Source organism: Actinomyces sp. ICM47 (assembly GCF_000278725.1).
Lineage (GTDB): Bacteria > Actinomycetota > Actinomycetes > Actinomycetales > Actinomycetaceae > Pauljensenia.
The window spans coordinates 15,224-40,111 of record NZ_ALCA01000034.1; the positions used below are offsets into that span (position 1 = coordinate 15,224).

17 protein-coding genes and 1 pseudogene are annotated in these 24,888 nt (G+C 64.2%); 17 read left to right on the top strand and 1 reads right to left on the bottom strand.

The genetic code is table 11. The annotated features are described in order from the left end of the window. Window positions 1-32: 32 nt before the first annotated feature. The 4 genes from hisS (at window position 33) to HMPREF1136_RS02350 (ending at window position 7,058) form a co-directional block, all read left to right on the top strand. On the top strand, window positions 33-1,382 hold the full coding sequence (gene hisS, locus HMPREF1136_RS02335) for a histidine--tRNA ligase (protein ID WP_009647706.1): 1,350 nt from the start codon (window positions 33-35) through the stop codon (window positions 1,380-1,382). Next, window positions 1,383-3,035: a GTPase gene (locus tag HMPREF1136_RS02340; RefSeq protein ID WP_009647721.1), complete on the top strand. Its 1,653-nt coding sequence runs from the start codon at window positions 1,383-1,385 to the stop codon at window positions 3,033-3,035. Further along, window positions 3,032-4,633 (top strand): GTPase, encoded by a 1,602-nt coding sequence (locus HMPREF1136_RS02345; protein WP_009647712.1) that lies wholly within the window; start codon window positions 3,032-3,034, stop codon window positions 4,631-4,633. Before HMPREF1136_RS02340 ends, HMPREF1136_RS02345 begins: the two co-directional genes overlap by 4 nt. A gap of 220 nt (window positions 4,634-4,853) precedes the next feature. Next, window positions 4,854-7,058: a DEAD/DEAH box helicase gene (locus tag HMPREF1136_RS02350; RefSeq protein WP_009647696.1), complete on the top strand. Its 2,205-nt coding sequence runs from the start codon at window positions 4,854-4,856 to the stop codon at window positions 7,056-7,058. Window positions 7,059-7,067: 9 nt separating this feature from the next. On the opposite strand, the gene HMPREF1136_RS02355 is transcribed toward HMPREF1136_RS02350, so the two are convergent. Further along, window positions 7,068-8,444 (bottom strand): MFS transporter, encoded by a 1,377-nt coding sequence (locus tag HMPREF1136_RS02355; protein WP_009647699.1) that lies wholly within the window; start codon window positions 8,442-8,444, stop codon window positions 7,068-7,070. Between the two features lie 102 nt (window positions 8,445-8,546). Here HMPREF1136_RS02355 and aspS point away from each other — a divergent pair, with 102 nt between their 5' ends. From aspS to HMPREF1136_RS10525, 13 genes and pseudogenes are all read left to right on the top strand, one after another. Continuing rightward, window positions 8,547-10,352 (top strand): aspartate--tRNA ligase, encoded by a 1,806-nt coding sequence (aspS, locus tag HMPREF1136_RS02360; RefSeq protein WP_009647725.1) that lies wholly within the window; start codon window positions 8,547-8,549, stop codon window positions 10,350-10,352. Between the two features lie 75 nt (window positions 10,353-10,427). After that, window positions 10,428-11,045 (top strand): L-threonylcarbamoyladenylate synthase, encoded by a 618-nt coding sequence (locus HMPREF1136_RS02365; protein WP_009647719.1) that lies wholly within the window; start codon window positions 10,428-10,430, stop codon window positions 11,043-11,045. A gap of 3 nt (window positions 11,046-11,048) precedes the next feature. Then, entirely contained in the window at window positions 11,049-12,221 is a 1,173-nt protein-coding gene (locus tag HMPREF1136_RS02370) for an enterochelin esterase domain-containing protein (RefSeq protein WP_009647701.1), read from the top strand. A gap of 95 nt (window positions 12,222-12,316) precedes the next feature. Then, complete coding sequence (locus tag HMPREF1136_RS02375; protein ID WP_009647708.1) at window positions 12,317-13,345, top strand: ABC transporter substrate-binding protein; 1,029 nt, start codon at window positions 12,317-12,319, stop codon at window positions 13,343-13,345. Window positions 13,346-13,379: 34 nt separating this feature from the next. Then, a complete protein-coding gene (locus tag HMPREF1136_RS02380; protein WP_034504521.1) occupies window positions 13,380-14,378 on the top strand; it encodes a FecCD family ABC transporter permease in 999 nt (332 codons plus the stop codon). 14 nt (window positions 14,379-14,392) lie between these two features. Then, a complete protein-coding gene (locus HMPREF1136_RS02385; RefSeq protein ID WP_034504528.1) occupies window positions 14,393-15,415 on the top strand; it encodes a FecCD family ABC transporter permease in 1,023 nt (340 codons plus the stop codon). Between the two features lie 4 nt (window positions 15,416-15,419). Next, window positions 15,420-16,214, top strand: coding sequence for an ABC transporter ATP-binding protein (locus HMPREF1136_RS02390; protein WP_009647705.1), 795 nt, complete (start codon window positions 15,420-15,422; stop codon window positions 16,212-16,214). A gap of 1,574 nt (window positions 16,215-17,788) precedes the next feature. After that, a complete protein-coding gene (locus tag HMPREF1136_RS02395) occupies window positions 17,789-19,135 on the top strand; it encodes a type IV secretion protein Rhs (protein WP_034504523.1) in 1,347 nt (448 codons plus the stop codon). Between the two features lie 10 nt (window positions 19,136-19,145). Further along, window positions 19,146-20,489, top strand: coding sequence for a replication-associated recombination protein A (locus HMPREF1136_RS02400; protein WP_009647716.1), 1,344 nt, complete (start codon window positions 19,146-19,148; stop codon window positions 20,487-20,489). Between the two features lie 125 nt (window positions 20,490-20,614). Next, window positions 20,615-21,238 (top strand): 30S ribosomal protein S4, encoded by a 624-nt coding sequence (rpsD, locus tag HMPREF1136_RS02405; RefSeq protein ID WP_009056277.1) that lies wholly within the window; start codon window positions 20,615-20,617, stop codon window positions 21,236-21,238. A gap of 119 nt (window positions 21,239-21,357) precedes the next feature. After that, window positions 21,358-24,066 carry an alanine--tRNA ligase gene (gene alaS, locus HMPREF1136_RS02410; protein WP_009647700.1) on the top strand — a complete coding sequence of 903 codons (2,709 nt, stop codon included), beginning with the start codon at window positions 21,358-21,360 and terminating at the stop codon, window positions 24,064-24,066. Beyond that, window positions 24,063-24,551, top strand: coding sequence for a Holliday junction resolvase RuvX (gene ruvX / locus HMPREF1136_RS02415; RefSeq protein WP_083836203.1), 489 nt, complete (start codon window positions 24,063-24,065; stop codon window positions 24,549-24,551). The genes alaS and ruvX overlap by 4 nt, the downstream gene beginning before the upstream one ends. Beyond that, window positions 24,548-24,888, top strand: a pseudogene (locus HMPREF1136_RS10525) (endolytic transglycosylase MltG); the annotation flags it as partial. The gene ruvX and the pseudogene HMPREF1136_RS10525, both read left to right, overlap by 4 nt.

Below are 24,888 nucleotides of genomic sequence, written 5' to 3' on the forward strand. Positions count from 1 at the left end.
GTCGGTGCCGTTTGTTTGCGAAGGATTACGTCATGGCTCGCACGTCCCTGTCAGGTTTCCCCGAATGGCTCCCCGAGGGCCGCATCGTCGAGATGCACGTCCTCGACGAGCTGCGTCGTGTCTTCGAGCTGCACGGTTTCGCTGGCATAGAGACGCGCGCGGTCGAGACTCTGGCCCAGCTTGAAGCCAAGGGCGAGACCTCCAAGGAGATTTACGTCCTGGACCGCCTGCAGGCGCTGAAGGCTGCTGCTTCCGGCGCTCGTGCCCCCAAGGACAAGGGCATGGGTCTGCACTTCGACCTCACCGTGCCCTTCGCGCGTTACGTCGTGGAGAACGCGAACGAGCTGGACTTTCCGTTCAAGCGATACCAGATTCAGAAGGTCTGGCGCGGCGAGCGCCCCCAAGAGGGACGTTTCCGTGAGTTCACGCAGGCCGATATCGACGTCGTCGGTAACGGAGAGCTGCCCTTCCACTTCGAGGTGGACCTGCCCCTCGTGATGGCTGAGGCGCTCAACAACCTGCCAATCCCGCCGGTGCGCGTGCTCGTCAACAACCGCAAGGTCGTACAGGGCGTGTGTGAGTCGCTGGGCGTCACCGACGTTGAGGCGGCCCTGCGCGGACTGGACAAGATCGACAAGATTGGCCCGGAGGGTGTGGCTCAGGAACTCGCCGAATCCGGTATCGACGGTGACCAAGCGTCCGTGCTGCTGCAGATGGCGCAGATTCGCACGGCCGATTCGGTCGAGGTGCGCGAGCGCCTGGGTGCGCTGGGTGTGAGCGGAGAGCTGCTCGAGCAGGGCTTGCGCGAGCTGACCGCCCTGCTCGACACCGCAAACAAGCGGATGCCGGGCGCGGTCGTCGCGGACCTGAAGATCGCGCGCGGCCTGGATTACTACACGGGCAGCGTGTATGAGTCGGAGATCGAGGGCCACGAGGACCTGGGGTCGATCTGTTCGGGTGGGCGCTATGACTCCTTGGCGAAGGACGGCAAGCGCACCTACCCGGGTGTGGGTCTGTCCATCGGTGTCTCGCGACTGGTCTCCCGCATGATTTCCGCGCCGTTGGCGCGCGCCTCGCGCAAGGTCCCCACGGCCGTCGTCGTTGCCGTCACGAACGAGGAGCGTCGCGAGCGCTCCGAGGAGATCGCGGCCATCCTGCGCTCGCGTGGTATTTCGACGGACGTCGCACCAAGCGCGGCCAAGTTCGGTAAGCAGATCAAGTTCGCCGACAAGCGTGGCATCCCCTTCGTCTGGTTCCCGGGCGAGGACGGAGCCGACACGGTCAAGGACATTCGCACGGGTGAGCAGGTGGACGCCGACGCCGCCACCTGGGTTGTGCCTGAGGCGGACGCAGCCCCTTCGGTCGAGAAGGTGATGCCCTGAGTGTCGGCCTCTGCGGTTGAAGCAGCCCGCGGCCTGGCGGGTGCGCTTGAGCAGGCGCTCAGTGCGATGCCCTCGGGTGCTCGCGCGGACGCTGAGAGGGCACTGCGCCGACTGCAGGACGTTGTGCTGCCTCGTCTAGAGGAAGCCGATGCGCCGCTCCTCGTGGTGGTTGGCGGCTCGACGGGGGCGGGTAAGTCAACGCTCGTCAACTCTCTGCTTGAACGTACGGTGAGTCGGGCGGGCGCTGTTCGTCCGACGACGCGGCGGCCGGTTCTCGTGTGTGCGCCTCAGGCCCGCTCGTGGTTCATGTCGGATCGCGTGCTGCCGCGCCTGGCCAAACATGAGGGTGGGGAGGGCACGAGCCTGGATGCCGTGACGATCACGGTGGACGACTTGATGTGGCCGAGCATGGGTATCCTTGACGCTCCCGATATTGACTCGGTTGAGGAAGGCAATCGACGGCTCGCGTCAGAGTTGCTCGATGGCGCGGATCTCTGGATTTTCGTGACGAGTGCCGCACGCTACGCCGACGCGGTCGCTTGGACGCACCTGGAGGAGGCAGCCGCGCGCGGCTTGCGCGTCTCCATCGTCCTCAACCGCGTCCCCCCGGGCGCTGAGGCTGAGATCCGTGCGGATCTTGCCTCGCTCGTGCAACGACGAGGCCTGGGCGAGGTCCCGATTATCGTCATTACTGAGCAGTCGCTGACCGATGGTCGCCTACCCATTGACGCTATTTACCCGGTCGGTTCTTTCTTGGAGGGAATCGGGCACGATGCGCAGGAGCGTGCGGTGATCGTGCGTCGTGCCCTCACCGGTGCTGTCGCCGCGTCCTTCGAGGAGTCTGATCGTGCTCTGGATGCGTCTCGTGATAGCTGTCGTGCAGTGGACTTTGCGCGCGAGGAGCTTGAGGCGACGGTCGTCTCGCGGGCCCACGAGGTTGCCTCGTCCTCGAGCGACGATGTGCTGCGCGGTGAGGTGAGCGCGCGCATCGCCGAGGTGCTGGGGTCCTGGGACATGACGCGAAGCCTTTCCCGCGTTGTGGCGTCGGTGCGCCAACGCATCGTGGGCGCCGTGCGAGGCACGGCAGCCCCGGAGGAACAGGTGTGTCGCGACCTGACGGGTGGCGTGGCTCAGCGTCTTGGGGACTCCTATCACCGCGCGTGGAACGACGCCCTGCGCTTGGCTGCGTCGGTGGGAGAGGCCGAGGGACTGGAACCGATGCTGGACGTGGACGGGGCTGCCGAGCGCGCCCGCCACACCGCGCAGGAATGGACCAGCGAGGTAACGGACATCGTCCGGGGCCAGGCACAGTCTTCACGCGTGAGCGGTCGGCTGCTGGCGGGCGGCATCAACGTTGTGACGCTCTCGCTCATGGTCAGCGTTTTCGCGATGACGGGCGGGGTGACCGGGGTCGAGGTTGGCGTCGCTGGTGCCTCTGCTGCGCTGTCGCAGACGATCCTCGAATCCTATTTCGGCGAGCGTACGGTGCGTTCCCTGGCCACGCAGGCGCGCGAGGCGCTCGAACGACTGGCTGCCGACTCGCTGGCAGAGGTCGTCGCGCCCGTTGCGACGCGGCTCGACAACTCGCGGGAGCACGAGCGGATTGACACGCTTGAGTCTGCTCTCGCCACCGCGCGGGAGGCGCTGGTATGAAGCGCGCAGCAACGCCGGTTGCCGCGGCTGCCGCGGAGCTCGACCAGATCGCGACGCTCGCAGCCTCTGATATTGAGCCGCAGATACTGGAGCGTATTCGGGAACTCATCGATGTGACGTCGGATCGGGCCGAGATCGACCCGACCTGGTGTGTCATCGGCATGCTCGGTGGCACGGGTGCCGGGAAATCTTCCCTCGTGAACGCTCTTGCCGGGGGAGAGGTCGTGTGTGCCGGTGTCTTGCGGCCCACGACGAACGAGGCGTGTGCCGTCCTGCCCGCGGGCCGCGAGCCGAAGGAATTGCTCGGTTGGTTGGGCGTGCGAACCCGCGTCTGCGCGCCCGGTGACTTACCGGGTGACACCGCGATTATTGACCTGCCCGACATCGATTCGGTCGAGGCTTCACACGCGCAGGTGGCCGGGCGTCTGGCCACGCGTGTGGACGCCCTTGTCGTCGTTGTTAACCCGCAGAAGTACGCGGATGCGCGCCTGCATGATGAGTGGCTGGAACGCTTGCGCACCTCGCATGCCTCCGTGACGGTTGCCTTGACCCACATCGACACGCTCGGCGTGGCTGAGAGGACCTCCATCGTGTCCGACCTGCGCCGCATCCTGGATGAGCGTGGTCTGACGGGCGCTCGCGTTGTCCCGGTCAGTGCGACGACGGGGGAGGGAGTGGCTGAGCTGGCCTCCCATCTGGCAGATGAGGCGGCCCGCGTCTCGCGTCAGGCTGCCCGGGCGCGGGCCGCCCTGAGCCAGGCAGCTCGGCTTGTGCGCGACGCGGTGGGCGTCGAGGGCGCGATTCGTGGCGTTGAAACCGAGGGAATGGCAAGTGATCTGGCGGGGGTGGCCGCCGATCTTGTCGGAGCCCCGATTATCGCTGAGGCCGTGGCCGCTTCGACCCTGCGCGCCGGCACGCGTACGGGTGGCTGGCTGCCGCTGCGTTGGCTCGCGCGCCTGGGGGTTGATCCCCTGCGGCGTCTGCACCTGGGGGAGGAGGAACGCCAGGAGAGTGCGACGACTCCAACGCTGCCGACGCGATCCGCCTCTGACGGGGCGGCCTTCGCGAACGCCGTGCGTCGCGAGGTGGCCGCACGCTCGCAGGGGCGCCCCGAGCGCTGGCGCCGACTACTCGTCGAGCGCGCCCTGTCTGGCGCAGCCGCGGTGCCCGCAGCGGCGCACCGCGAGGTGGCGAACAACCTGCGCGTGAGCGCGAGCGCGCCGAGTCTCTCCCGCATCCTCGGCGGCTTCCAGCTTATTGCGTGGATGGTCAGCCTCATGGGCGCTGCGTGGATCGGCCTCGTGCACCTGGGACGTGCCGTGCTCATCGATACCGACGTCCCCGCCATCGGCCCGATCCCTATGCCCACGGTGATTCTCGTTTGCGGCCTCGCGGTGACCCTTCTGTGCGCGAGCCTGAATCGAGCGCTGTGTTCCTGGGTGGCGTCCCGCCGCAAACGGGCGGTCATGGACGACGTGCGTGCCATGTGCCGCGACGAGGTTGACCGTCTCGTCGTCGCCCCGCTGCGGGCGGAAGATAATCGCCAGGTCACCATTGCCTCGTTCGTGGCACGCCTCCACCTCGACAAGAGGGTGTGAAGCGGCGCTCACCAGCGGCGTCGAACAGTGAATTCGCCGACCACGGGCACCTTTTCTGAGGAAGTGCACGCTATGCTGGTGGGAGCGATGAGGCGCAGCCCCTTGTTATGGTGCCCCGCGGGATGCGGGTTTTGTTGTTATGGGTGAGGCCGCGCTGAGGAGCCGAGATGGCCCGCCCCGATGGTTTTGCTACCCCACACGCAACAGACAAGGAATCACTATGCCCTCTGAGGACTACATGGACCGCGACGAACGAGACGAGCGCGACGACATCATTGATGCGGACGAGGACCCCGGCCTCGTCGACGACAGTGCGGACGAAGACACCGACCTTGATGACGCCGAGGACACTGACGACGCGGATGACGACACCGTGACTTTCGCGAGCCTCGGCCTGCCCGAGGAGATCCTCGCGGCCGTGACCGACATGGGCTTCCGCGTCCCCACCCCGATCCAGGCAGCCGCCATCCCGCCGCTGCTGGAGCTGCGCGACGTCGTCGGCATCGCCCAGACGGGCACCGGCAAGACCGCAGCCTTCGGTCTGCCGCTGCTCGCCATCGTCGACGCGGATGAGCGCGACGTGCAGGCCCTCGTCCTGGCACCCACCCGCGAGCTTGCCATGCAGAGCGCCCAGGCGATTGAAGACTTTGCAGCGCGCACGGCCCGCCTCGATGTTGTCCCCGTGTACGGCGGCTCACCGTACGGCCCGCAGATCGGCGCGCTCAAGCGCGGTGCCCAGGTCGTCGTCGGTACCCCGGGCCGCGTCATCGACCTCATCGAGAAGGGCGCGCTGGACCTGTCGAACGTGCGGATGCTCGTGCTCGACGAAGCCGACGAGATGCTGCGCATGGGCTTTGCTGAGGACGTCGAGACGATTGCGTCGAGCGCCCCCGATGATCGCCTGACCGCGCTGTTCAGCGCCACGATGCCCGCCGCCATCGAAAAGGTGGCGCGTGAGCACCTGAAGGACCCTGTCAAGGTCGCGGTCTCCACCGAGTCTTCCACGGTCGATACGATCCACCAGACCTACGCCGTCGTGCCCTACAAGCACAAGATCGGCGCTCTGTCCCGCGTGCTCGCAACCCGCGCCCAACACATCGCTAAGGGACAGGAAGAAGCCGACGCCGCCATTGTCTTTGTGCGCACACGCGCCGACGTCGAAGAGGTCTCCCTCGAGCTGTCGGGCCGCGGATTCCGTGCCGCCGGCATCTCCGGCGACGTCGCCCAGACCGAGCGTGAGCGCATGGTTGAGCGCCTGAAGAACGGCTCCCTCGACGTGCTGGTCGCCACCGACGTGGCTGCACGCGGCCTCGACGTTGAGCGCATCTCCCTGGTCGTTAACTTCGACGTTCCGCGTGAACCCGAGGCCTACGTGCACCGCATCGGCCGCACCGGTCGCGCGGGTCGCGAGGGCCGCGCGCTGACCTTCTTTACCCCGCGTGAGCATGGTCGGCTGCGCCGCATCGAAAAGCTGACGGGAACCGAGATGGAAGAGGTCGAGATTCCGTCGCCCGCAGCTGTCTCCGAGTTCCGTGCCCGCCGCCTGCTCGAGGGTTTGGCCGCCCGCATTGAGCGCGGTCGCCTTGACATGTATAAGGGCCTGCTGGCGGACATGGGTGAGGAGTCCTCCGTTGAAGACATTGCCGCGGCCCTCATGGCCACGGCTGTCGGCGACGAGGGACCGGCCCCGCGCCGTGAGAAGGATCGTCGCGGAAACGGCAAGATCCGCCGCGAGGAACGCCTGGACGAGTCCGGTGAGTTCGTGGGTGCCTCCTTCGAGGCGGGCCGCGACAAGGACCGCCCGCTCAAGGGTGGTGCGAACGGCGCTCGTCGTCGTGGCGGCGGTCGTCCTGCCCCCGGCTCGGGCACGCGTTACCGCATCGAGGTGGGTAAAAAGGACCGTGTCAAGCCCGGCTCCATCGTCGGTGCGATTGCTGGCGAGGGGGGTATTGACGGCCGCGACATCGGCAACATCGAGATCTACCCGACCTTCTCTCTGGTCGACATCACCGCCGATTTGTCCGGCGAGCAGCTCTCCCGCATCTCCAAGGGCTACGTCTCCGGCCGTCAGCTGCGTATTCGCGTGGACGAGGGGCCGGGCGCTCGTGGCGAGCGCGATGGCTTTGAGCGTCGCGAGCGCCGCGACTTCGACCGCGATGCCCGAGGTCGTGGTGGCTTTGGCGGGGAACGCGACGGACGCTACGGTGACCGTGAGGGCCGTTCCGGCGAGCGCGAGGAGAAGCGCCCGCACCGTTTCGAGAAGGGCGACGGTTCACGTCCGCGCCGCAGTGTTCGTACCGAGCGCTGGGAGAAGGACATCAAGCGTGCGCGCCGCGACCGCGAGAGTGGCCGCGATGGCTGGGAGCGGGACGGAGACCGCGAGGGCGGACGCCGCCACTTCGGTAAGCGCCGCTACGACGACTGAGACTAGCCCTCACTCGGCCGGTCGGAGTCGCCTCACGGCGAACACGGCGAGGCCCGCGAGGACCACTGCAATGACCCAATAGGGAGCGTAGGCCGCCCCGCCCACCGTGGCGGTGGCGGCCCACGCGCTCATAGCCACGGACACGAGGGCGAGCTCGAGGGCCGGACCCGCCGAGTCAGCGACCTGCAGCCACGAGGCCACGCGCCCGTGCTTGGCCTCGGGGGTCACCTCGAGAGCCAGGACCGACAGGGGAGCGTGGACCAGGCCGACGCCGAGACCGACCAACAGCCAGCCGATCAGAGCGACCCAGACCGGAATTGCAGGGATGAGGAGCACGCCCACCGGCACTGCGCCGATAGCGATGAGCGAGCCGCCGACGACGGGCAGAACCTTACGCTTGCGCGGATCGTGTACGCGTGCCTGTGCGACAGCGCCCAGCGACCACGTGATCGACCCGAGTGTGACCCACCAGGCGGACGAAGCCTCGGACCACCCGTGCACTCGCTGCAGGACGAGGGGAATCATAACGGCGAGTCCGACCTGCGAGGCCAGGGCACATAGGCGTGCAAGGATCGCCGACGGCATGCCTGGACGGGATGCAAACGTGCCGCGCGGCAGCAGGTGGGGCAGCGCCCACACCGTGAGGCCTGCACCGAGCAAGAACACACCGAACTGAGAGAGGGCGGAGGTAAGCGCGCCTGCAAGCTGCAGGAGCATGACACCCGTGCCCGCTAAGACTGCGTTACACGACAGTGCTGCCAAGCGCGCGGCCTTGCGTGCCTCAGCGGCGGGCAGCGTGCGCAGCACGTAGCCGACGGGGATGGCCGCAACGACGACGACAATCGGGACGACGCCGAAGACGTAGCGCCACCCCCACACTTGAGTTACGTAGCCGGCGATTGCGGGACCCGCCAATGAGGGGAGTACCCACGACAGCGAAAAGGCCGCGAAAAACGACGGGCGGTGGGCCGGGGCGGCAACCGCACCGATCAGGACATACAGGGGAACGACGAGAAGTCCGCCGCCCAGCCCCTGCAGCGCGCGGCCAGCGACGAAGGTAATGATGTTCGGACCCACAGCGGAGATGATCAGGCCCACGGCGAAGAGCGCCATACCGGTGAAGAGAACGGCGCGAGGTCCCTTCCAGTCCGCCAATGCGCCCGCGACTACCGTGGCGCTCAGCTGCGCCGCCAACGCGGCACCCGAGGCAATCGGATACCAGGGTGCGGCGTCGAAGGAAGCGACGACCGTCGGCATGATCGTCGTGGCTGCCAGCTCCTCAAACGCAACAAGCGTGATCAAGAGGACAGAACCTATTGCCAGACCGATCTCGGTGGGTGTCCAGGCGGGGGAGGAGGGGACAGAAGAAGTAGAGACGACGGCCATAGTACCCATTCTATTTGCGGCGAGCGTGCTCCCAGACCGAGCGCGCGTACAATAATACTGCCGCCGCCTGTCTCGCGGATGGTAACAACGAAAGGAATCACAGTGCTTCGCACTCACAACATTGGAACCCTCGGCACCGACCTGGTCGGTCAGACCGTGACGCTCACCGGTTGGGTGGATCGTCGCCGCGATCACGGTGGCGTGGCGTTCATCGACCTGCGCGACGCGTCGGGTATCGCCCAGGTTGTCGTCCGTGACGAGCGTGTCGCCCACGAGCTGCGCTCCGAGTTTGTCCTGAAGGTCACCGGCGAGGTCTGCGCTCGCCCCGAGGGCAACGAGAACCCCCACCTGGCCACCGGTGCCATTGAGGTGATGGGCGACGACATCGAAATCCTGAATACTAGTGCGCCCCTGCCGTTCCAGGTGTCCTCCAATGCTGAAGATTCCGGCAACGTCGGCGAGGAAACCCGCCTGAAGTACCGCTACCTCGACCTGCGCCGCGAGCCCGAGCAGTACGCGATCCGCCTGCGCTCGAAGGTTTCGCGTGCCGCCCGCGAGGCCCTGTACGCCCGCGACTTCGTCGAGATCGAGACGCCGACCCTGACCCGTTCGACCCCCGAGGGTGCCCGCGACTTCATCGTCCCCGCCCGCCTCTCCCCGGGTTCCTGGTACGCCCTGCCTCAGTCGCCCCAGCTGTTCAAGCAGCTGCTCATGGTGGCGGGCATGGAACGTTACTTCCAGATCGCGCGCTGCTACCGCGATGAGGACTTCCGTGCTGATCGCCAGCCCGAGTTCACCCAGCTCGATATCGAGATGAGCTTCGTGGACCAGGACGACGTCATCGAGGTCGCCGAGGACGTCCTGAAGAACGTGTGGGCGCTCATCGGTTACGACCTGTCCACGCCGATCCCGCGCATGACCTACAAGGACGCGATGGAACGCTACGGCTCGGATAAGCCCGACCTGCGCTTCGGCCTTGAGCTGACCGACCTCACCGAGTACTTCAAGGACACGACTTTCCGCGTGTTCCAGGCTCCCTACGTGGGTGCTGTCGTCATGCCCGGCGGTGGCTCGCAGCCTCGCCGCACTTTCGACAAGTGGCAGGAATGGGCCAAGGCACGCGGCGCGAAGGGTCTGGCTTACGTCACCATCGCCGAGGACGGTACGCTGGGCGGCCCCGTTGCCAAGAACATCACCGAGGCTGAGCGTGAGGGCCTGGCTGCCGCCACCGGTGCCAATCCCGGCGACTGCATCTTCTTCGCTGCCGGCAAGCCGACCCCGTCGCGCGAGCTGCTCGGCGCTGCCCGCCTGGAGATCGGCAAGCGCTGCGACCTCATCGACCCCGATGCCTGGGCCTTCACCTGGGTTGTGGACGCGCCGCTCTTCAAGCCCACCGGCGATGCTGAGGCCGAGGGCGACGTCGCGCTGGGCCACAGCGCCTGGACGGCCGTCCACCATGCTTTCACCTCGCCCAAGCCCGAGTGGATCGACTCCTTCGACAAGGACCCGGGCAACGCGCTGGCCTACGCCTACGACATCGTCTGCAACGGCAACGAGATCGGTGGCGGTTCGATTCGTATTCACCGCCGCGACATCCAGAACCGCGTGTTCAACGTGATGGGTATCGGCGAGGAGGAAGCCCAGACGCAATTCGGCTTCCTGCTCGATGCCTTCAAGTTCGGTGCCCCGCCGCACGGCGGCGTCGCGTTCGGTTGGGACCGTATCGTCTCGCTGCTGACGAAGTCCGAGTCGATTCGCGATGTCATCGCCTTCCCGAAGTCCGGCGGCGGTTTCGACCCGCTGACCGAGGCACCGGCTCCGATTACGCCTGCGCAGCGTAAGGAAGCCGGCGTTGACGCGAAGCCGAAGAAACGCGGTGAAGAGGTCACCGACGAGGGGAAGAAGTGATCTAGCTCTCGCGCATTCTGTCCACGAAACCCCCATCTGGCCCCGGCCGGTGGGGGTTTCGTGCACAATAGAGACATGTCGTACGTTGAGTTGCATCCGGAAAATCCTCAAGCACGTCTGGTTAACACGGTCGTTGACCTGCTGGAACGCGGCGGCACGATTGCGCTGCCCACGGACTCCGGCTACGCGATCGCGACCAAGATTGGCAACAAGTCGGGCATGGACACCATTCGCGCGGTTCGTAAGCTCGATGACAAGCACAACTTCTCGCTGCTGTGCCACTCGTTCGCGCAGCTCGGTGAGCTAGTCATCGTCGATAATCATGAGTTCCGCACGATGAAGGCGCTGACCCCCGGACCTTACACGTTCATCCTGCGTGGCACCAAGGAAGTTCCGCGCATCATGCTGAACAAGAAGAAGCACACGGTCGGCGTGCGCATCCCGGACCATGTCATCACCCAGGCGATTGTCGAGGCCCTTGGTGAGCCGCTAGCTTGTTCGACGCTCATCATGCCGGGTGAGAAGGAGCCTCTGACGGACGGCTTTGACGTGGACGAGCGCATCGGGCATCAGGTTGATCTGGTGGTCGTGGGTCCTGTCGGCGTCGCTGAGCCGACGACGGTCATCGACTTTGCGGGAGGCGACGCTGTCGTCGCGCGCGTCGGCGCGGGCGATATTTCGCTTTTCGACTGACCGATGGCCTTCGAGGAGGAGTTCTTTTCTGAGACGGGGTTTTGTCGGCTCGAGATCGATCCTGAGGACTGGGAAGACCATGGGTGCGCCGATGGCCCGCGCGTCGGTCGTCGGCTCGTCCTCGATGGGGTTAACGCCGTTCGCGTGACGTTTCGGTGCGATGCTCCTGAGAATGCTCAGTGCTTCGTTATCGTCAATACCGTGACGGATCGCAACCGTGATCACCTTGACGCTTTTCGTCTGGAAAGCGTGCCCGGATCTCGCGTGCACGTGCTCGCGTGTGCGTTGCCTGCGGATGCGATCCTCAGCTATCAGTTCGCGATTGTGGACGCTGGTGGCATCGATCCGCGCACGAGCATGGATCGGGGTGATTGGCTGCGATTAAGTCAGGCTGCTCGCCCTGATTGCTCTAACGTCCGCAGTCTCATCAACGGGCGAGGAAACGTTGCCTCACTGTTTGTGGGACCCGATGCGAGCGTCGTGTGGCCATCGGAGAGCCTCCGCTCTCTGCAGATGCGTGCTGCCCGTGAGGAAGACATCGGTGTTCGCATCAGTACACGTCGTGAGCGTGAGCGACCCCGTTCCATCGTGGTCCACGACGGCGAGTGCCCCGCACGCAGAACCCTCATTCTCTTCGACGGGGAGATGTGGCGAGCCAATGGCGTTGGCTGGCTGACCTGGCGCTACCCTGGTCTTCGCGTCGTGACGATCGATGCTGGTGATCTGCGCGCTCGCCAGGAGGAGTTAACCGAGGCGGGCCGTGTTGAGGAGCTCGTGAGAGACATTTGTGCCGAGGTTGGGGCTGGTCCTGTTGCTCTGGCCGGTCAGTCCTTCGGTGGGCTTGCAGTGCTCGAGGCTGCCTGTCTGGGTTCGTTGCCCGTTGAGTGTTTCCTCGCACAGTCCCCCTCTCTATGGTGGGGTGGAGAGGAACGAGGCCGGGGCGAGGGGACGCTGATAAAAGAACTAATGAGGGGACAGAGGTGTCTTGGTCAAGGCTTGACAGTGTTGTGTCAGGTGGGTGAGCGCGAGCGGGCGATGCTACCTGTAACTCGGCATTGTACTGCTCTGTTAGAGGGGGCGGGATCGTTTGTCAGTTTCGAGTCCTATCCCGGTGGCCATGACGTTGCATGGTGGCGCGAAGGGCTCGTGCGAATGCTCGACAGATGGTGTGCGTGAGCCTATCCACCATTGCATGCGAAGAGAGCGCCCTTTGCACCGCTAGGTTAGGCTTGCCTATGCATCTATCGTGATCTAATCGAATTGAGGAACACGTGCATATCTCGACACGAGTTCGCGCTTTCGCGGCTCTCGCTCTTGCATCCCTGACCCTGGGAGCCTGCTCCTCCACGCAGCCCGCCCCGGCCTCGTCCTCTGGAGCGAACGGGACCAGCGAGACCCGCGTCGTTACCGATGCCTCCGGCCAGGAGGTCACTCTGCCCTCGCATCCGACCCGCGTCGTGACGCTTTCCGAACCGACCACCGACAACGCGCTCGCCCTGGGAGTGACGCCCATTGGTGTCGTATCGGGCCGCGGCCAGCAGACGGTCCCCAACTACCTCCTTGATCGCGCTGGAGACATCCCGATTCTGGGTTCCATCGGCACCCCCAACCTGGAGGCCATTGGTGCCGCCCACCCGGACCTGATTCTCGTTGACGGCACGTCCGTGAAGAACAACGACACCGAGACTCTGACGGCCCTCGGCCAGATAGCTCCCGTCTTCTTCACCACGCAGTCGGGCGGCGACTGGCGCGAGACTTTCGCCCTCACCGCGGATGCGCTCGGCGTGCCCGAACAGGCTGACGTCAAACTCGCGGAGTTCGACCAGCATGTCGCAGATGTGAGCGCCCGCCTGAAGGATGCTGGCTACCTCGACCAGACATACTCGGTTGTGCGCTGGCAGGGCGATAGTGCAGGCCTGATTCTCAAGGAGCTGCCCGCCGGACAAGCCCTGACCGCTCTAGGCATGAAGCGCCCCGCCAATCAGGACCGTGATGGAGAGGGACACTCCGAGCCCGTCTCCCTCGAAAACATCGACCAAATCGACGCGGACTGGATCTTCTTCGGCACGCTCGGCAAGTCCTCGGTGAACAACCCGTCGGCAGGCGGAGCCACCGGTGTCGAGGCGTCTGCCGCCGCACTCGAGGAGGCGAAGAATACTGTTGGTTTCGATTCTCTCGGAGCTGTCCAGGCAAACCACGTCATTCCCGTCGATGGATCCCTGTGGACCTCGACCGGCGGATACCTGCTGATGGACGGTATCGTCTCGTCCATCGAAGCTCAGTTTGTCCCGGCGTCCTGAGCGTGGGACACGCGGTCAGGTGCGCACTGTGCGAATGAGCGCCCACCGACTTACCAGCGTCGCTATTGCCTGTGCAGTGGCGGCGCTGGTGCTTGGTGTCGTCGTGATGGCCTCGCTCGCCCTGGGATCCCGGCAGATCGCCCCGAATATTGTCTGGGAGTCCCTTGTCCACGGCGGAACCTCCCAGGACGCGCGGGTGGTGCTATCCCTTCGTGTACCCCGGACCATCGCGGCGCTCATCATCGGGGGCGCGCTCGGGTTGGCCGGATCAATCATGCAAGCGATGACGCGCAATCCGCTCGCTGATCCTGGCATCCTCGGCGTCAACGCAGGGGCTGCCTTCGCGGTCGTGTCGGCGACCGCAGTCATGGGCGTGTCGACGCGCGCCGTTACGCTCAGCGCTGCGTTGATAGGAGCCGGAGTAGCCTCCGCCCTCGTCTTTGCACTGTCTGGCCGGGGCGCGCGCGCCTCGCGTGCACGCCTGGCACTGGCGGGTATCGCCGTGTCAGCCGCACTGGCATCGCTGACGTCGGCCATCCTGACGGCCAACCAGTTTGCTTTCAACGAGTTCCGCTATTGGGCGTCCGGCTCCTTCGAGGGGATCGGAGTTGATTCGCTCGTCTTGGCGAGCGTTGTCATCGGCGGCGGGATGGTGCTCGGCGCGCTTCTGACGTCCGCTCTTGGCATTCTGACGCTCGGAGACGAGGTCGCCGTCGGTCTCGGCGTTCGGGTGCGGCTTGTTCGAGGACTCGCAACCCTGGCAGTCACAGCCCTCGCGGGAGGAGCGACCGCACTCGGGGGTCCCCTCACGTTTGTTGGTCTCGCCGTGCCGCTCCTCGTCCGGCGCGTGGTTGGCGCGCGTCATGGCTTGATCGCTCTCTGGTCCATCATCGTGGGGGCTGCGTGGGTGTGCGTCGCAGATGTTGCCTCGCGCCTCGTGCTGGCTCCTCAGGAGGTGCCTGTCGGTGTCATCGTCGCGCTCATTGGGGCACCTTTCTTTATCGCAACTGCGCGTGGACGGGGGATGTCGTGAACAGCGGGCGTTACGTGGTACTAGCATTGCCGTGGGTCTCGCTACGCATTCATCGGCGTAGTGCCACGGTCGTCGTTGCTGGACTACTCCTTGCCGTGTGCCTGTCCGTTTACTCGCTGACGTTGGGGGATTATGGTCTCAGTGCCGCAGAGTCTTTCCGTCGACTGATGGGCGACAGCGGGCCTCGAGACGATTTCTTGGGCGTGTACTTCGTGCAGTCTGTTCGTTTTCCGCGTGTGTGTGCGGCGCTGGGAGTCGGATGTGCGCTCGGCCTGTCGGGTGCCATCTTCCAGACGATCTCTGGCAACCCGCTGGGTAGTCCCGACATCGTCGGCTTGTCGACTGGCTCGGCGACGGGCGCTCTTCTTGCGATCATTGTGTGTGGGTCCAGTCCTGCGACGACGGGCGTCGGAGCGCTCGTGGGCGGTCTCGTGTCGGGGGCGCTCATTCTTGCCTGCGCGGGTGGCGTCCGCGTGACAGGAATTCGGGTCGTCTTGGTCGGCATCGGTTTCTCCGCCGCTCTCCGCGCTATCAATTCACTGCTGATCGTCAAGGCTCCCCTGGAAGCGGCGCAGCGCGCGCAGTTATGGAGTGCAGGATCGTTCTCCGGTGTGACGATGGTGCGCATTGTTCCGTTCATTCTCGTTCTTGCGGTGACCGTGCTGGTTCTTGCGTGGCTCGCACGTCCGCTCGCTGTGCTTGCGATGGGGGATGATGTGGCGATGGCCTTGGGGGTGCGGGTACGCGAGGTGCGGATCGCGGTGATCGCTGCGGCGATGGTGTTGGTTTCCATGGCAACCGCTGTTGCAGGCCCGGTGGCCTTTGTGGCTTTGGCGGCACCCCACGTTGCTCGTCGCGTGTGTGGTCATGGGGGAGTGGGGCTTGCATCGTCTGCCGTCGTGGGAGCGCTTCTTGTGCTCGCCTCCGACGTGGTTGCGCAACGGCTCCTGGCGCCCCATGAAATGCCGGTGGGCGTCGTGACTGGCGTCGTGGGTGGCATCTATCTGCTCGTGTTACTCGTTCGTGAGGTGAGGTAACGTCATGACTGATCGGCACAGTGAAGGTGGGCTTCGTGCCCATTCGATCACCGTTGGCTACGGGAAGGACTCTCCGATTCTGGAGGGGCTTTCACTGGATGTTCTGCAGGGCGAACTGACGGTCATCGTCGGCCCGAATGCATGTGGCAAGTCGACGCTGTTGCGGGCACTCGCCCGCGTGCTCAGCGTGCGCTGCGGCGTCGTTGAGTTGGATGGGCAGGTCCTGAATGAGCTGAATCAGAAGGCCCTTGCGCGCCGCCTTGGTCTCCTCGCGCAATCCTCTGTTGCACCGGGCGACATGTTGGTGGAGGACCTGGTTGCGCGCGGCCGCTATCCGCATCAATCTCTCGCACATCAGTGGAGCACGGAGGATGACGAGGCCGTGGCGCGTGCAATGCGTGACGCCGGAGTAAGCGCATTTTGCTCCAGACGTGTCGGCGAACTCTCTGGTGGGCAGCGTCAGAGGGTCTGGATCGCGATGGCTCTGGCGCAGTCGACGGATATCCTGCTCTTGGATGAGCCGACGACCTATTTGGATCTGAATCATCAACTGGAGGTTCTGCGTTTAGCGGACCGCCTACGTGAGGGGGGTCGGACAGTTGTCGCGGTATTGCACGATCTTCACCTTGCTTTCCGCTACGCGACGCATCTCGTGTGTATGAAAGATGGGCGGATCGTTGCTCAGGGAGTGCCGCGAGACATTGTGACGCCCTCTCTGATCTCCGACGTATTCGAGGTTGAATGCGTTGTCATCGAGGATCCTGAGTCGGGGGCACCGCTGGTCATTCCACGTCGTTAGCGGGGGGTAGAAACGAGATTCATAGTCTCAAATGTTGACCAGAAGGTCACTTTAGATGACAGTTATTCGATAATTTAGCTCACAATTTTTTTCAATTAAATATAATTTTCCTTGTAAAACCTGGTTTTGGTGCACCGGTCCGTGAATTTGCTTGTTGTTCGCAATTGCGTGTTGGGGACGAACTAATAGGATGGAGCGTATGGCTCGTAGTTACTCGGACACTGACATGTTGGTCTGTTCATAATTGAGCGAACTTACTAAAATTATCCATGAGGGAAGGAAGGTGGCACGCATGGCGCCACGGTCGTTCACGCGAAGCGAGGGGCTGCGTCTGTCCCTGCTTGCGTTGGCCGCGTCGGCGTCCATTGTTGGTGGCGTGTTTGTCACTGCACCTCCTGCTTTTGGTGACGATGCCCTCCCGGATGCTTCAGCCGCCTGTCTCGTTGCGCAGGGTCCGGAGTCGATGGCTTCTCTTTCCTCGATTGTGCATGCGGGCGAATCGGTTCATGTTGAGGGTTCTGGCTGGGGTCCAGGTACTGAGCAGATACGCGGATTCGTTATCATCACCCTCGATGATGGTGAGACGAAGCGCCCCGATGGAATGGAATTGCCCAGCTGGGTTCCCGATGCTGTTCGTCGTGATCGTACTGCCTGGGCCGTCGCCGACGTGGCGTCCGATGGAACCTTCTCAACGGATATTCCCCTCCCGTCGTCCTGGGAAGTTGGGTCAGCCCATGTGGTTTACATTGGCGATGCTGTCACCGGAACGTATGTCGAAGCTAAGGTGCGTGTCGTTGACACTGCCGTTGATGTTCGGACATGCTCCATGAACGCTGATAGTCCTGACCCCTCCGATCCTGGCTACGCCGTCGTGGTGCCAGATATGCCGGGGGAGGAGACTCCCTCTGCTCCCGCAGACAGTGATCCCGGTGAATCTGCCTCGACGGTGGCACGGCCCGCCATTCCTGCTGACGAACCAAAAGTACTTACCTCTGAGGTAAGAGGTGACCAGGCTTCCGACGCTCAGGTCTCGACTTCGTCATCGACGGATGCCTCTGCGCCCCCTGCCTCAGCAAGTACTGGGTCGTCACGTCCCGGGAGTGCTTTGTCGCGGGGATATGTGAATGGCGGCTCGTCCCAGCTGGGATCTCCCACCCCCGATCCGTCCTCGTCTACTGAACAACAGAGCGTGTCTGCTTCTGAGATTGGACCTAGGTCTCGCTCGGAGCAACAGGCTACGGAGCAAGCTGCCCGCGAGCAAGAGGGCCGCCTCAACGGATGGATCCTTGCAGGTGGTGGGGCGCTTGCGTTGCTCGGTGCCATCGCGACGGTCAGCATTGTGCGCAAGTCGCATGGATCATTCCACTAGATCGAGCGAGCAGCGCACGATGCCAATGTGATCACCACTGACCGCATGGTGCGTGTTCGTGCTTCACATGAAGCCGATGTAGCTGTTACTCTGGTTATCAGGCAATATCTTCTGAGTATTTAAGTCCCAAAGGAGAACCGTTATGCAGCACGGACGGGTTACTTCCGCCCTCGCAGCGCGGGTGCTCGCTGGCCGCAGTCGGGTAATGAGCGTGCTCATGGCCCTATGCCTCTTCGCCGCAGGTGCGCTCGCCATTCCCGGTTTCGCTGCGCGTGCCGATAACAACGATGGTCCCCTCCCTATCCCGAACACCACGTTCGTTATCAACCTCGAGAATGCCTCCGAGTTTGAAGCGGAATACGGTAAGACAGGCTACTGGGGCGTCATCTTGGATAACGGTGGCGTAACGCCGACCGCGCCTCTTACCTTCGAGCGCTCCGGTGAAACAGTCACGGTGACCGCTGATGGCCTGTGGAAGGTAAATGCGCTCGACAACTACAGAATGGTCGTTCCGGTTCCTAATGGCGCCAACAACGGTGAACATGTGACCTGGGAACCCGGTAGTTCCCACTGGGTCACCGTCGTGATCTACCAGGACGACAAGACCCTGGCGAAGACATTCAACTACTCGGTGAAGGTCTTCGAGCCGTCCAGCCCGTCGGCGACGGCCGAGCCAACGCCGGAGCCGACTGCAGACCCCACGGTTGAACCCGCGCCGGAGCCGTCCGTGAGTCCCGCGCCGGAGTCGCCCGTGAGTCCCGCGCCGGAGCCGTCCGTGAGTCCCGCGCCGGAGTCGCCCGTGAGTCCCGCGCCGGAGTCGCCCGTGAGTCCCGCGCCGGAGTCGCCCGTGAGTCCCGCGCCGGAGTCGCCCGTGAGTCCCGCCCCGGGACCGTCCGTGAGTCCCGCGCCCGCGCCTCAGCCTGATGATCCGCAGTTGCCGGTTGTCCAGCCGACCGCAACTTCTTCCGCGTCGCCTTCGGCAACGCCTTCCGCTTCGGCCTCTCCTGCGGCGAACGCGACGCAGCCGTCCGATACCCCGGTGTCCCCCGTATCGGATGTGTCTGAGCTGACTGATGCAAATAAGGGTGGCGTGAGCGCGGCTTTCACTGGTGGACAGCTGACGATCAATGTTCCCTCCGACAAGGCTGGCGCTGGCGAGTGGGTGAGCGCCAACATCATGCAGACGGGTGAGGCACGCTGGCTTCAGGTTGAAGACGGTAACAAGGTCACGATGGACGTGGCCGGCCTGCCCATGGGCGAATACAAGGTCGTCGTGGCGAACCGCTCGCACCAGCTGGTCGGCTGGGCCGACTTTAAGGTCGCGTCGACCGTTGGGGCTGCCGGCGCGGGCGCGTCGGTGGATGCATCCGGTTCTGTGAAGTTGCATGCGGAGGTCCTGTCCTCCTCGAATGCCGCCGATGAGTCCGAGGGCTTGAACGGTTACCTGCTCGGTGCCGGTGCGTGCATGCTGATCCTTGGGGGCCTCGTCGTCCTCCAGGTCCTGTCCGGTCCGAAGATCGGATCTTCCTCGCAGGGAGTCACCCTGACGTAGGCTAGGTTTCATGGATCTGTTTGATTCTGAAGCATTCGACGAGTTGGGCGTGCCCGCGTTTTCCGCGGACGCGCCCCTCGCCGTTCGTATGAGACCTTCTCGACTGGAGGAGGTTGTCGGCCAATCGCACCTGCTCGGTGAGGGAGCTCCGCTGCGTCGCCTCCTGTCGCCCGGCTCTCGAGATGGTGTGTCGGTATCGTCCGTGGTTCTGTGGGGTCCACCGGGAACGGGTAAGACGACGCTCGCGTATTTGATCGCCAGGGCGTCGGGTCGACGCTTTGTTGAGTTATCCGCCGTCTCATCGGGCGTGGGCGACGTGCGTCGGGTCGTGGACAGTGCGCGCCGGACATTGGCGAGCAGTGGCGAGGAAACAATCCTCTTTGTGGATGAGGTGCACCGCTTCTCCAAGTCGCAGCAGGATTCGCTTCTTCCAGCGGTGGAGAACCGATGGGTAGTGCTGGTCGCGGCGACAACGGAAAACCCGTCCTTCTCTGTGATTGCTCCGCTGCTGTCTCGCTCGCTCCTTTTGACGCTGCGTCCACTTGAGCCTGAGGCGCTTGAAGGTCTCGTTCGCCGGGCGCTGTCCGATGAACGTGGGCTTGCGGGCCGCTTCGCGATGACAGACGAGGCCGTGGCTGGGTTGGTTCGCTTGGCTGGCTCGGACGCCCGCAAGTCTCTGACGCTGCTGGAGGCGGCGGCTGGGGTGGCCAGCGATGATGGGTCCGGTGAGATCACGGTTGCCAGTGTCGAGGCTGCTGCTAACCAGGCGCTCGTACGCTGGGGGCGTGACCAGCACTACGATGTCACGAGTGCTTTTATCAAGTCGATGCGCGGATCGGACGTCGATGCGGCGCTGCACTACTTAGCGCGAATGATTGAGGCGGGGGAGGATCCGCGTTTCATCGCGCGACGTATTGTGATCGCCGCTTCTGAAGAGATTGGGATGGCTGCGCCCGAGGTGTTGTCCACGTGTGTGGCCGTCGCACAGGGCGTTGCTCTTATTGGAATGCCCGAGGCCCGCCTGCTTCTCGCGCAGGCTGTTGTTGCGGTGGCGACGGCACCCAAATCGAACGCCACGTACCTGGCCATTGATCGGGCGTTGGCAGATGTTCGGAAGGGACGCGGGGGAGCGGTGCCCGAGCATCTGCGTGACGCTCACTACGCGGGGGCAAAGACGCTGGGGCATGGCGAGGGTTACCTCTACGCTCACGACCATCCGCATCATGTAGCTGCTCAGCAATATCTTCCCGACGACCTTGAAGGTACCCGCTACTACGAGCCAACAGAGAATGGACATGAGGCGATCCTCACGAAGAGGCTTGCTGCCATTCGTAGTCTGTTAAAAAGACGCTAGGATAGAACAGTTGTCCGCACGAGCGGGCACCTGGGGCCTTAGCCGACGAACCGCTTCCGGTTCTGGAGTTGGCCCCATGTTGGGGATCCACCCTGACATGACATGAGAAACAGGAAGAAGATTTCATGGCAACGAATCGTTCCCGCAAGCAGGTGCGTGAGTCCCGCGCCCTCGGCCTGGCCCTGACCCCCAAGGCCGTTCGCTACTTCGAGAAGCGCCCCTACGGTCCCGGTGAGCACGGCCGTACCCGTCGCCGCCAGGATTCCGACTACGCCGTTCGTCTGAAGGAAAAGCAGCGTCTGCGCGCCCAGTACGGCATCCGTGAGTCGCAGCTGCGCCGCGCCTTCGAAGAGGCTCGCCGCACCGCTGGCCTGACTGGTGAGAACCTGGTTGAGCTGCTCGAGATGCGTCTGGACGCCCTCGTCCTGCGCGCTGGCTTCGCCCGCACCATCCAGCAGGCCCGTCAGGTGGTCGTTCACCGCCACATCCTCGTTGACGGCAAGATCGTCGACCGCCCCTCCTTCCGCGTGAAGCCCGGTCAGACCATCCAGGTCAAGCCCAAGTCGCAGACCACGGTCCCCTTCGAGATTGCCGCTGAGGGTATTCACCGTGACGTGCTGCCCGCTGTCCCCGAGTACCTGGACGTCGAGCTGTCCCGTCTGAAGGCGACCCTGGTTCGTCGCCCGAAGCGCGCTGAGGTCCCCGTGACCGTCGACGTGCAGATGGTCGTCGAGCACTACTCGCGCTGACGTTTGTCATAGTCGCGCCCCCGAGCTCGTAGCTCGGGGGCGCGATTTTCTTTATCCCACAGTCTGCTTATGCGTGCCGATGTGCCCACAGAGGTGGGGACGGACTAACATGGGGCACTATGCGTACGTCTGAAATCCGCACCCGTTGGCTCGACTACTTCGAGAAGCAGGGTCATGAGGTCTGTCCTTCCGTCTCCCTGGTGTCCCCGGAGCCGTCGATTCTGTTTACGATCGCGGGCATGGTCCCCTTCATTCCCTACATCATGGGCGTTGAGCCTGCGCCGTGGCCCAGGGCTACGTCGGTGCAGAAGTGCATTCGTACCAACGACATTGACAACGTGGGTAAGACGACTCGCCACGGTACGTTCTTCCAGATGAACGGTAACTTCTCCTTCGGTGACTACTTCAAGGAAGGTGCTATTAACTTCGCGTGGGATCTGTTGACGGGTTCGCGTGACGAGGGCAAGTATGGCCTCGACGGAGACCGTTTCTGGGTGACGATTTGGGATGAGGACGAGGAGGCTCTCAACGTCCTGACGAAGCAGGTCGGCATGGATCCCAAGCACATTGTGCGCCTGCCGCGCGTGGAGAACTTCTGGGATACGGGCCAGCCCGGCCCCGCCGGCCCCTGTGCCGAGTGGCACTACGACCGTGGTCCCGCGTACGGCCCCGAGGCTGTGGGCGGCACCGTGGATCCGGGCGGCGACCGTTACCTCGAGGTCTGGAACCTTGTGTTCGACCAGTTCATGCGCGGTAAGGGAACCGGCAAGGACTACCCGCTCCTGGGTGAGCTGGACAAAAAGGCGATTGATACGGGTGCCGGCCTGGAACGTCTGGCCTTCGTCATGCAGGACAAGCCCAACATGTACGAGATCGACGAGGTTTTCCCCGTCATTGAGGCCGCCATGCAGATGAGTGGCAAGCGCTACGGTTTGGGTGCAGCCGGTCCCGAGGCCGGGGCAGCCTACGACGATGACGTACGTATGCGTGTCGTGGCGGACCACGTGCGTTCTTCGCTCATGCTGATCGGCGACGGTGTGCGCCCCGGTAACGATGGCCGCGGCTACGTGCTGCGCCGCCTGATCCGCCGCGCGGTCCGCTCGATGCGTCTCCTGGGTGTCGACGAGGCAACCATGCCTACCCTGCTCACCGCTTCGAAGGACGCGATGAAGGCCTCGTACCCTGAGCTGGAGACGAACTGGAAGACGATCTCCGAGGTCGCCTTCGCGGAGGAAGACGCGTTCCGCCGCACGCTCAGCGCCGGTACGACGATCCTGGACGCTGCGGTTGCGAGCGCGAAGGAGTCGAAGGGTGCCCCCGTTATTTCTGGTGCCTCCGCGTTCTCGCTACACGACACCTACGGGTTCCCGATCGATCTGACCCTTGAGATGGCCGCCGAACAGGGCGTGTCCGTTGACGAAGAGGGCTTCCGCACCCTCATGGCCGAGCAGAAGGAGCGTGCACGCGCCGACGCCCGCTCGAAGAAGACCGGACACACCGACGTCCGCGTCTTCCATGACATCGAAAAGGCGATGGGCGGCGGTTCGACGTTCCTGGGTTACACCGAGCAGGCATCCGAGGCCACGGTTGAGGCGCTTCTCGTCGATGGCGTGGAGGCCCCGGCAGCCACCGCTCCCTCTGAGGTTGAGGTGATCCTGGACCGCACCCCCTTCTACGCCGAGATGGGCGGCCAGCTGGCTGACCACGGTACGATTCGACTCGCGGGCGGCGGCGTCGTTGAGGTTCATGACGTGCAGGCCCCGATCCGAGGCCTGAGCGTGCACCGTGGCACCCTGACCGAGGGCGGCATGACGGTGGGGGAGAAGGCCTACGCCGAGATTGACGGCGAGCGTCGCCTCGCGATTGCTCGCGCCCACACCGCTACTCACATGGTGTACGCGGGCCTGCGCAATGTCGTGTCCGAGAATGCGGATCAGGCGGGTTCAGAGAACTCGCCGTCGCGCCTGCGTTTTGACTTCCGTCACTCGAGCGCGCTTGCCGGATCCCAGCTGAACGACATTGAGGCTCTTGTTAACGAGAAGCTCGCTGAGGATCTCCCCGTCACAACGGAGGTCATGAGCATCGAGAAGGCCAAGGAGATGGGCGCAATCGCTCTCTTCGGCGAAAAGTACGGTTCCGAGGTTCGCGTTGTGACAATCGGCGATGGCTTCGACCGTGAGCTGTGCGGTGGCACCCACGTGCCTACGACGGGCCATATTGGCCGTGTGACGGTGCTTGGCGAGGGATCCGTTGCCTCCGGTGTGCGCCGCATCGAGGCCCTCGTTGGCGACGGAGCGTATGAGTTCCAGGCGAAGGAACATGCGTTGGTCTCCCAGCTGTCTCAGCTTGTGGGCGGGCGTGCCGACGAACTTCCCGAGCGAATTGAGTCTCTGCTCATCAAGCTGCGCGAGTCCGAGAAGGAACTGGACAAGATCCGTACCGAGCAGGCGCTGCGCCGCGGCGGTGAACTCGCTGCTGCCTCCGAGCGCGTGGGTAAGGTCAGCCTCGTCGCCTCTGCCGTTGGTGAGATGCCGTCGGCTGACGCACTGCGTACGTTGGCTCTGGACGTTCGTGACCGCATGGGCAACGAGCGCGGTGCCGTCGTAGCGCTTGCCGGTCTTGTCGGCGGTAAACCTTCCTTGGTCATCGCGACGAACGAGGGTGCCCGTGAGGCCTCCGTTAAGGCAGGCGCGCTTGTGCGCGCCGTCGGTAAGTACATGGGTGGCGGCGGCGGTGGCCGCGACGATATCGCCCAGGGTGGCGGCACAAAGCCCGAGGGCATCCCGACCGCACTTGATGCGATTCGTTCGCAGATCGAGGCCCTGTGAGCCTGCGCAGGGGTATTCGCATCGGCGTAGACGTCGGCACCGTTCGTGTCGGCGTCAGCCGTTGCGACCCTGACGGCATCTTGACGATGCCGGTCCAAACGCTGACGCGCGCACCCGATCTGTCGGACCTGTCTGCCCTGGCCGAAATTGTCACCGAACACGATGCCATCGAGGTGATCGTGGGTCTGCCCAGGCACCTGCGCGGCGGCGAAGGAGTCTCCGCTAAGGGGGCGCGCAAGTATGCGCGCCGCCTCAAGAAGCTTGTGCCGGACGTTCGCGTCGCAATGGTGGACGAACGGCTGACATCGAACCAGGCGCATGCGCGTTTACGCGCGTCTGGAATTCCGGAATACGAACACCGCAGCGTGATCGATCAGGTTGCGGCACAGATCATCCTTGAACAGGCCCTTGAGCTCGAACGCATGAGCGGTCGCGCGCCGGGCGAGGAGATCATCCTCGAGACCAGCGAAGGAGCGAATCGATGAGTACGCCCCCCAAATATCCCTTCCGTTCGCGCCGCGAAATTCATTCCGGCCAGCGGAAGGTGTACTCCGATGCTCCGAACGAGGAACAGCTTTCGGCTCCATCCGACCCCACGTCGGCGCGCGGCAGCAGGGGGTCCGCACAGGCCTCGTCTGACCCTACGTCGGTGCGTGGCAGCGTGAGGCGTCCTCAGGCCTCGTCTGACCCTACGTCGGTGCGTGGCGGCGAGAGGCGTCCTCAGGCCTCGTCTGACCCTACGTCGGTGCGTGGCGGCGTGAGGCGTCCTCAGGCCTCGTCTGACCCCACGTCGGTGCGTGGCAGCGTGAGGCGTCCTCAGGC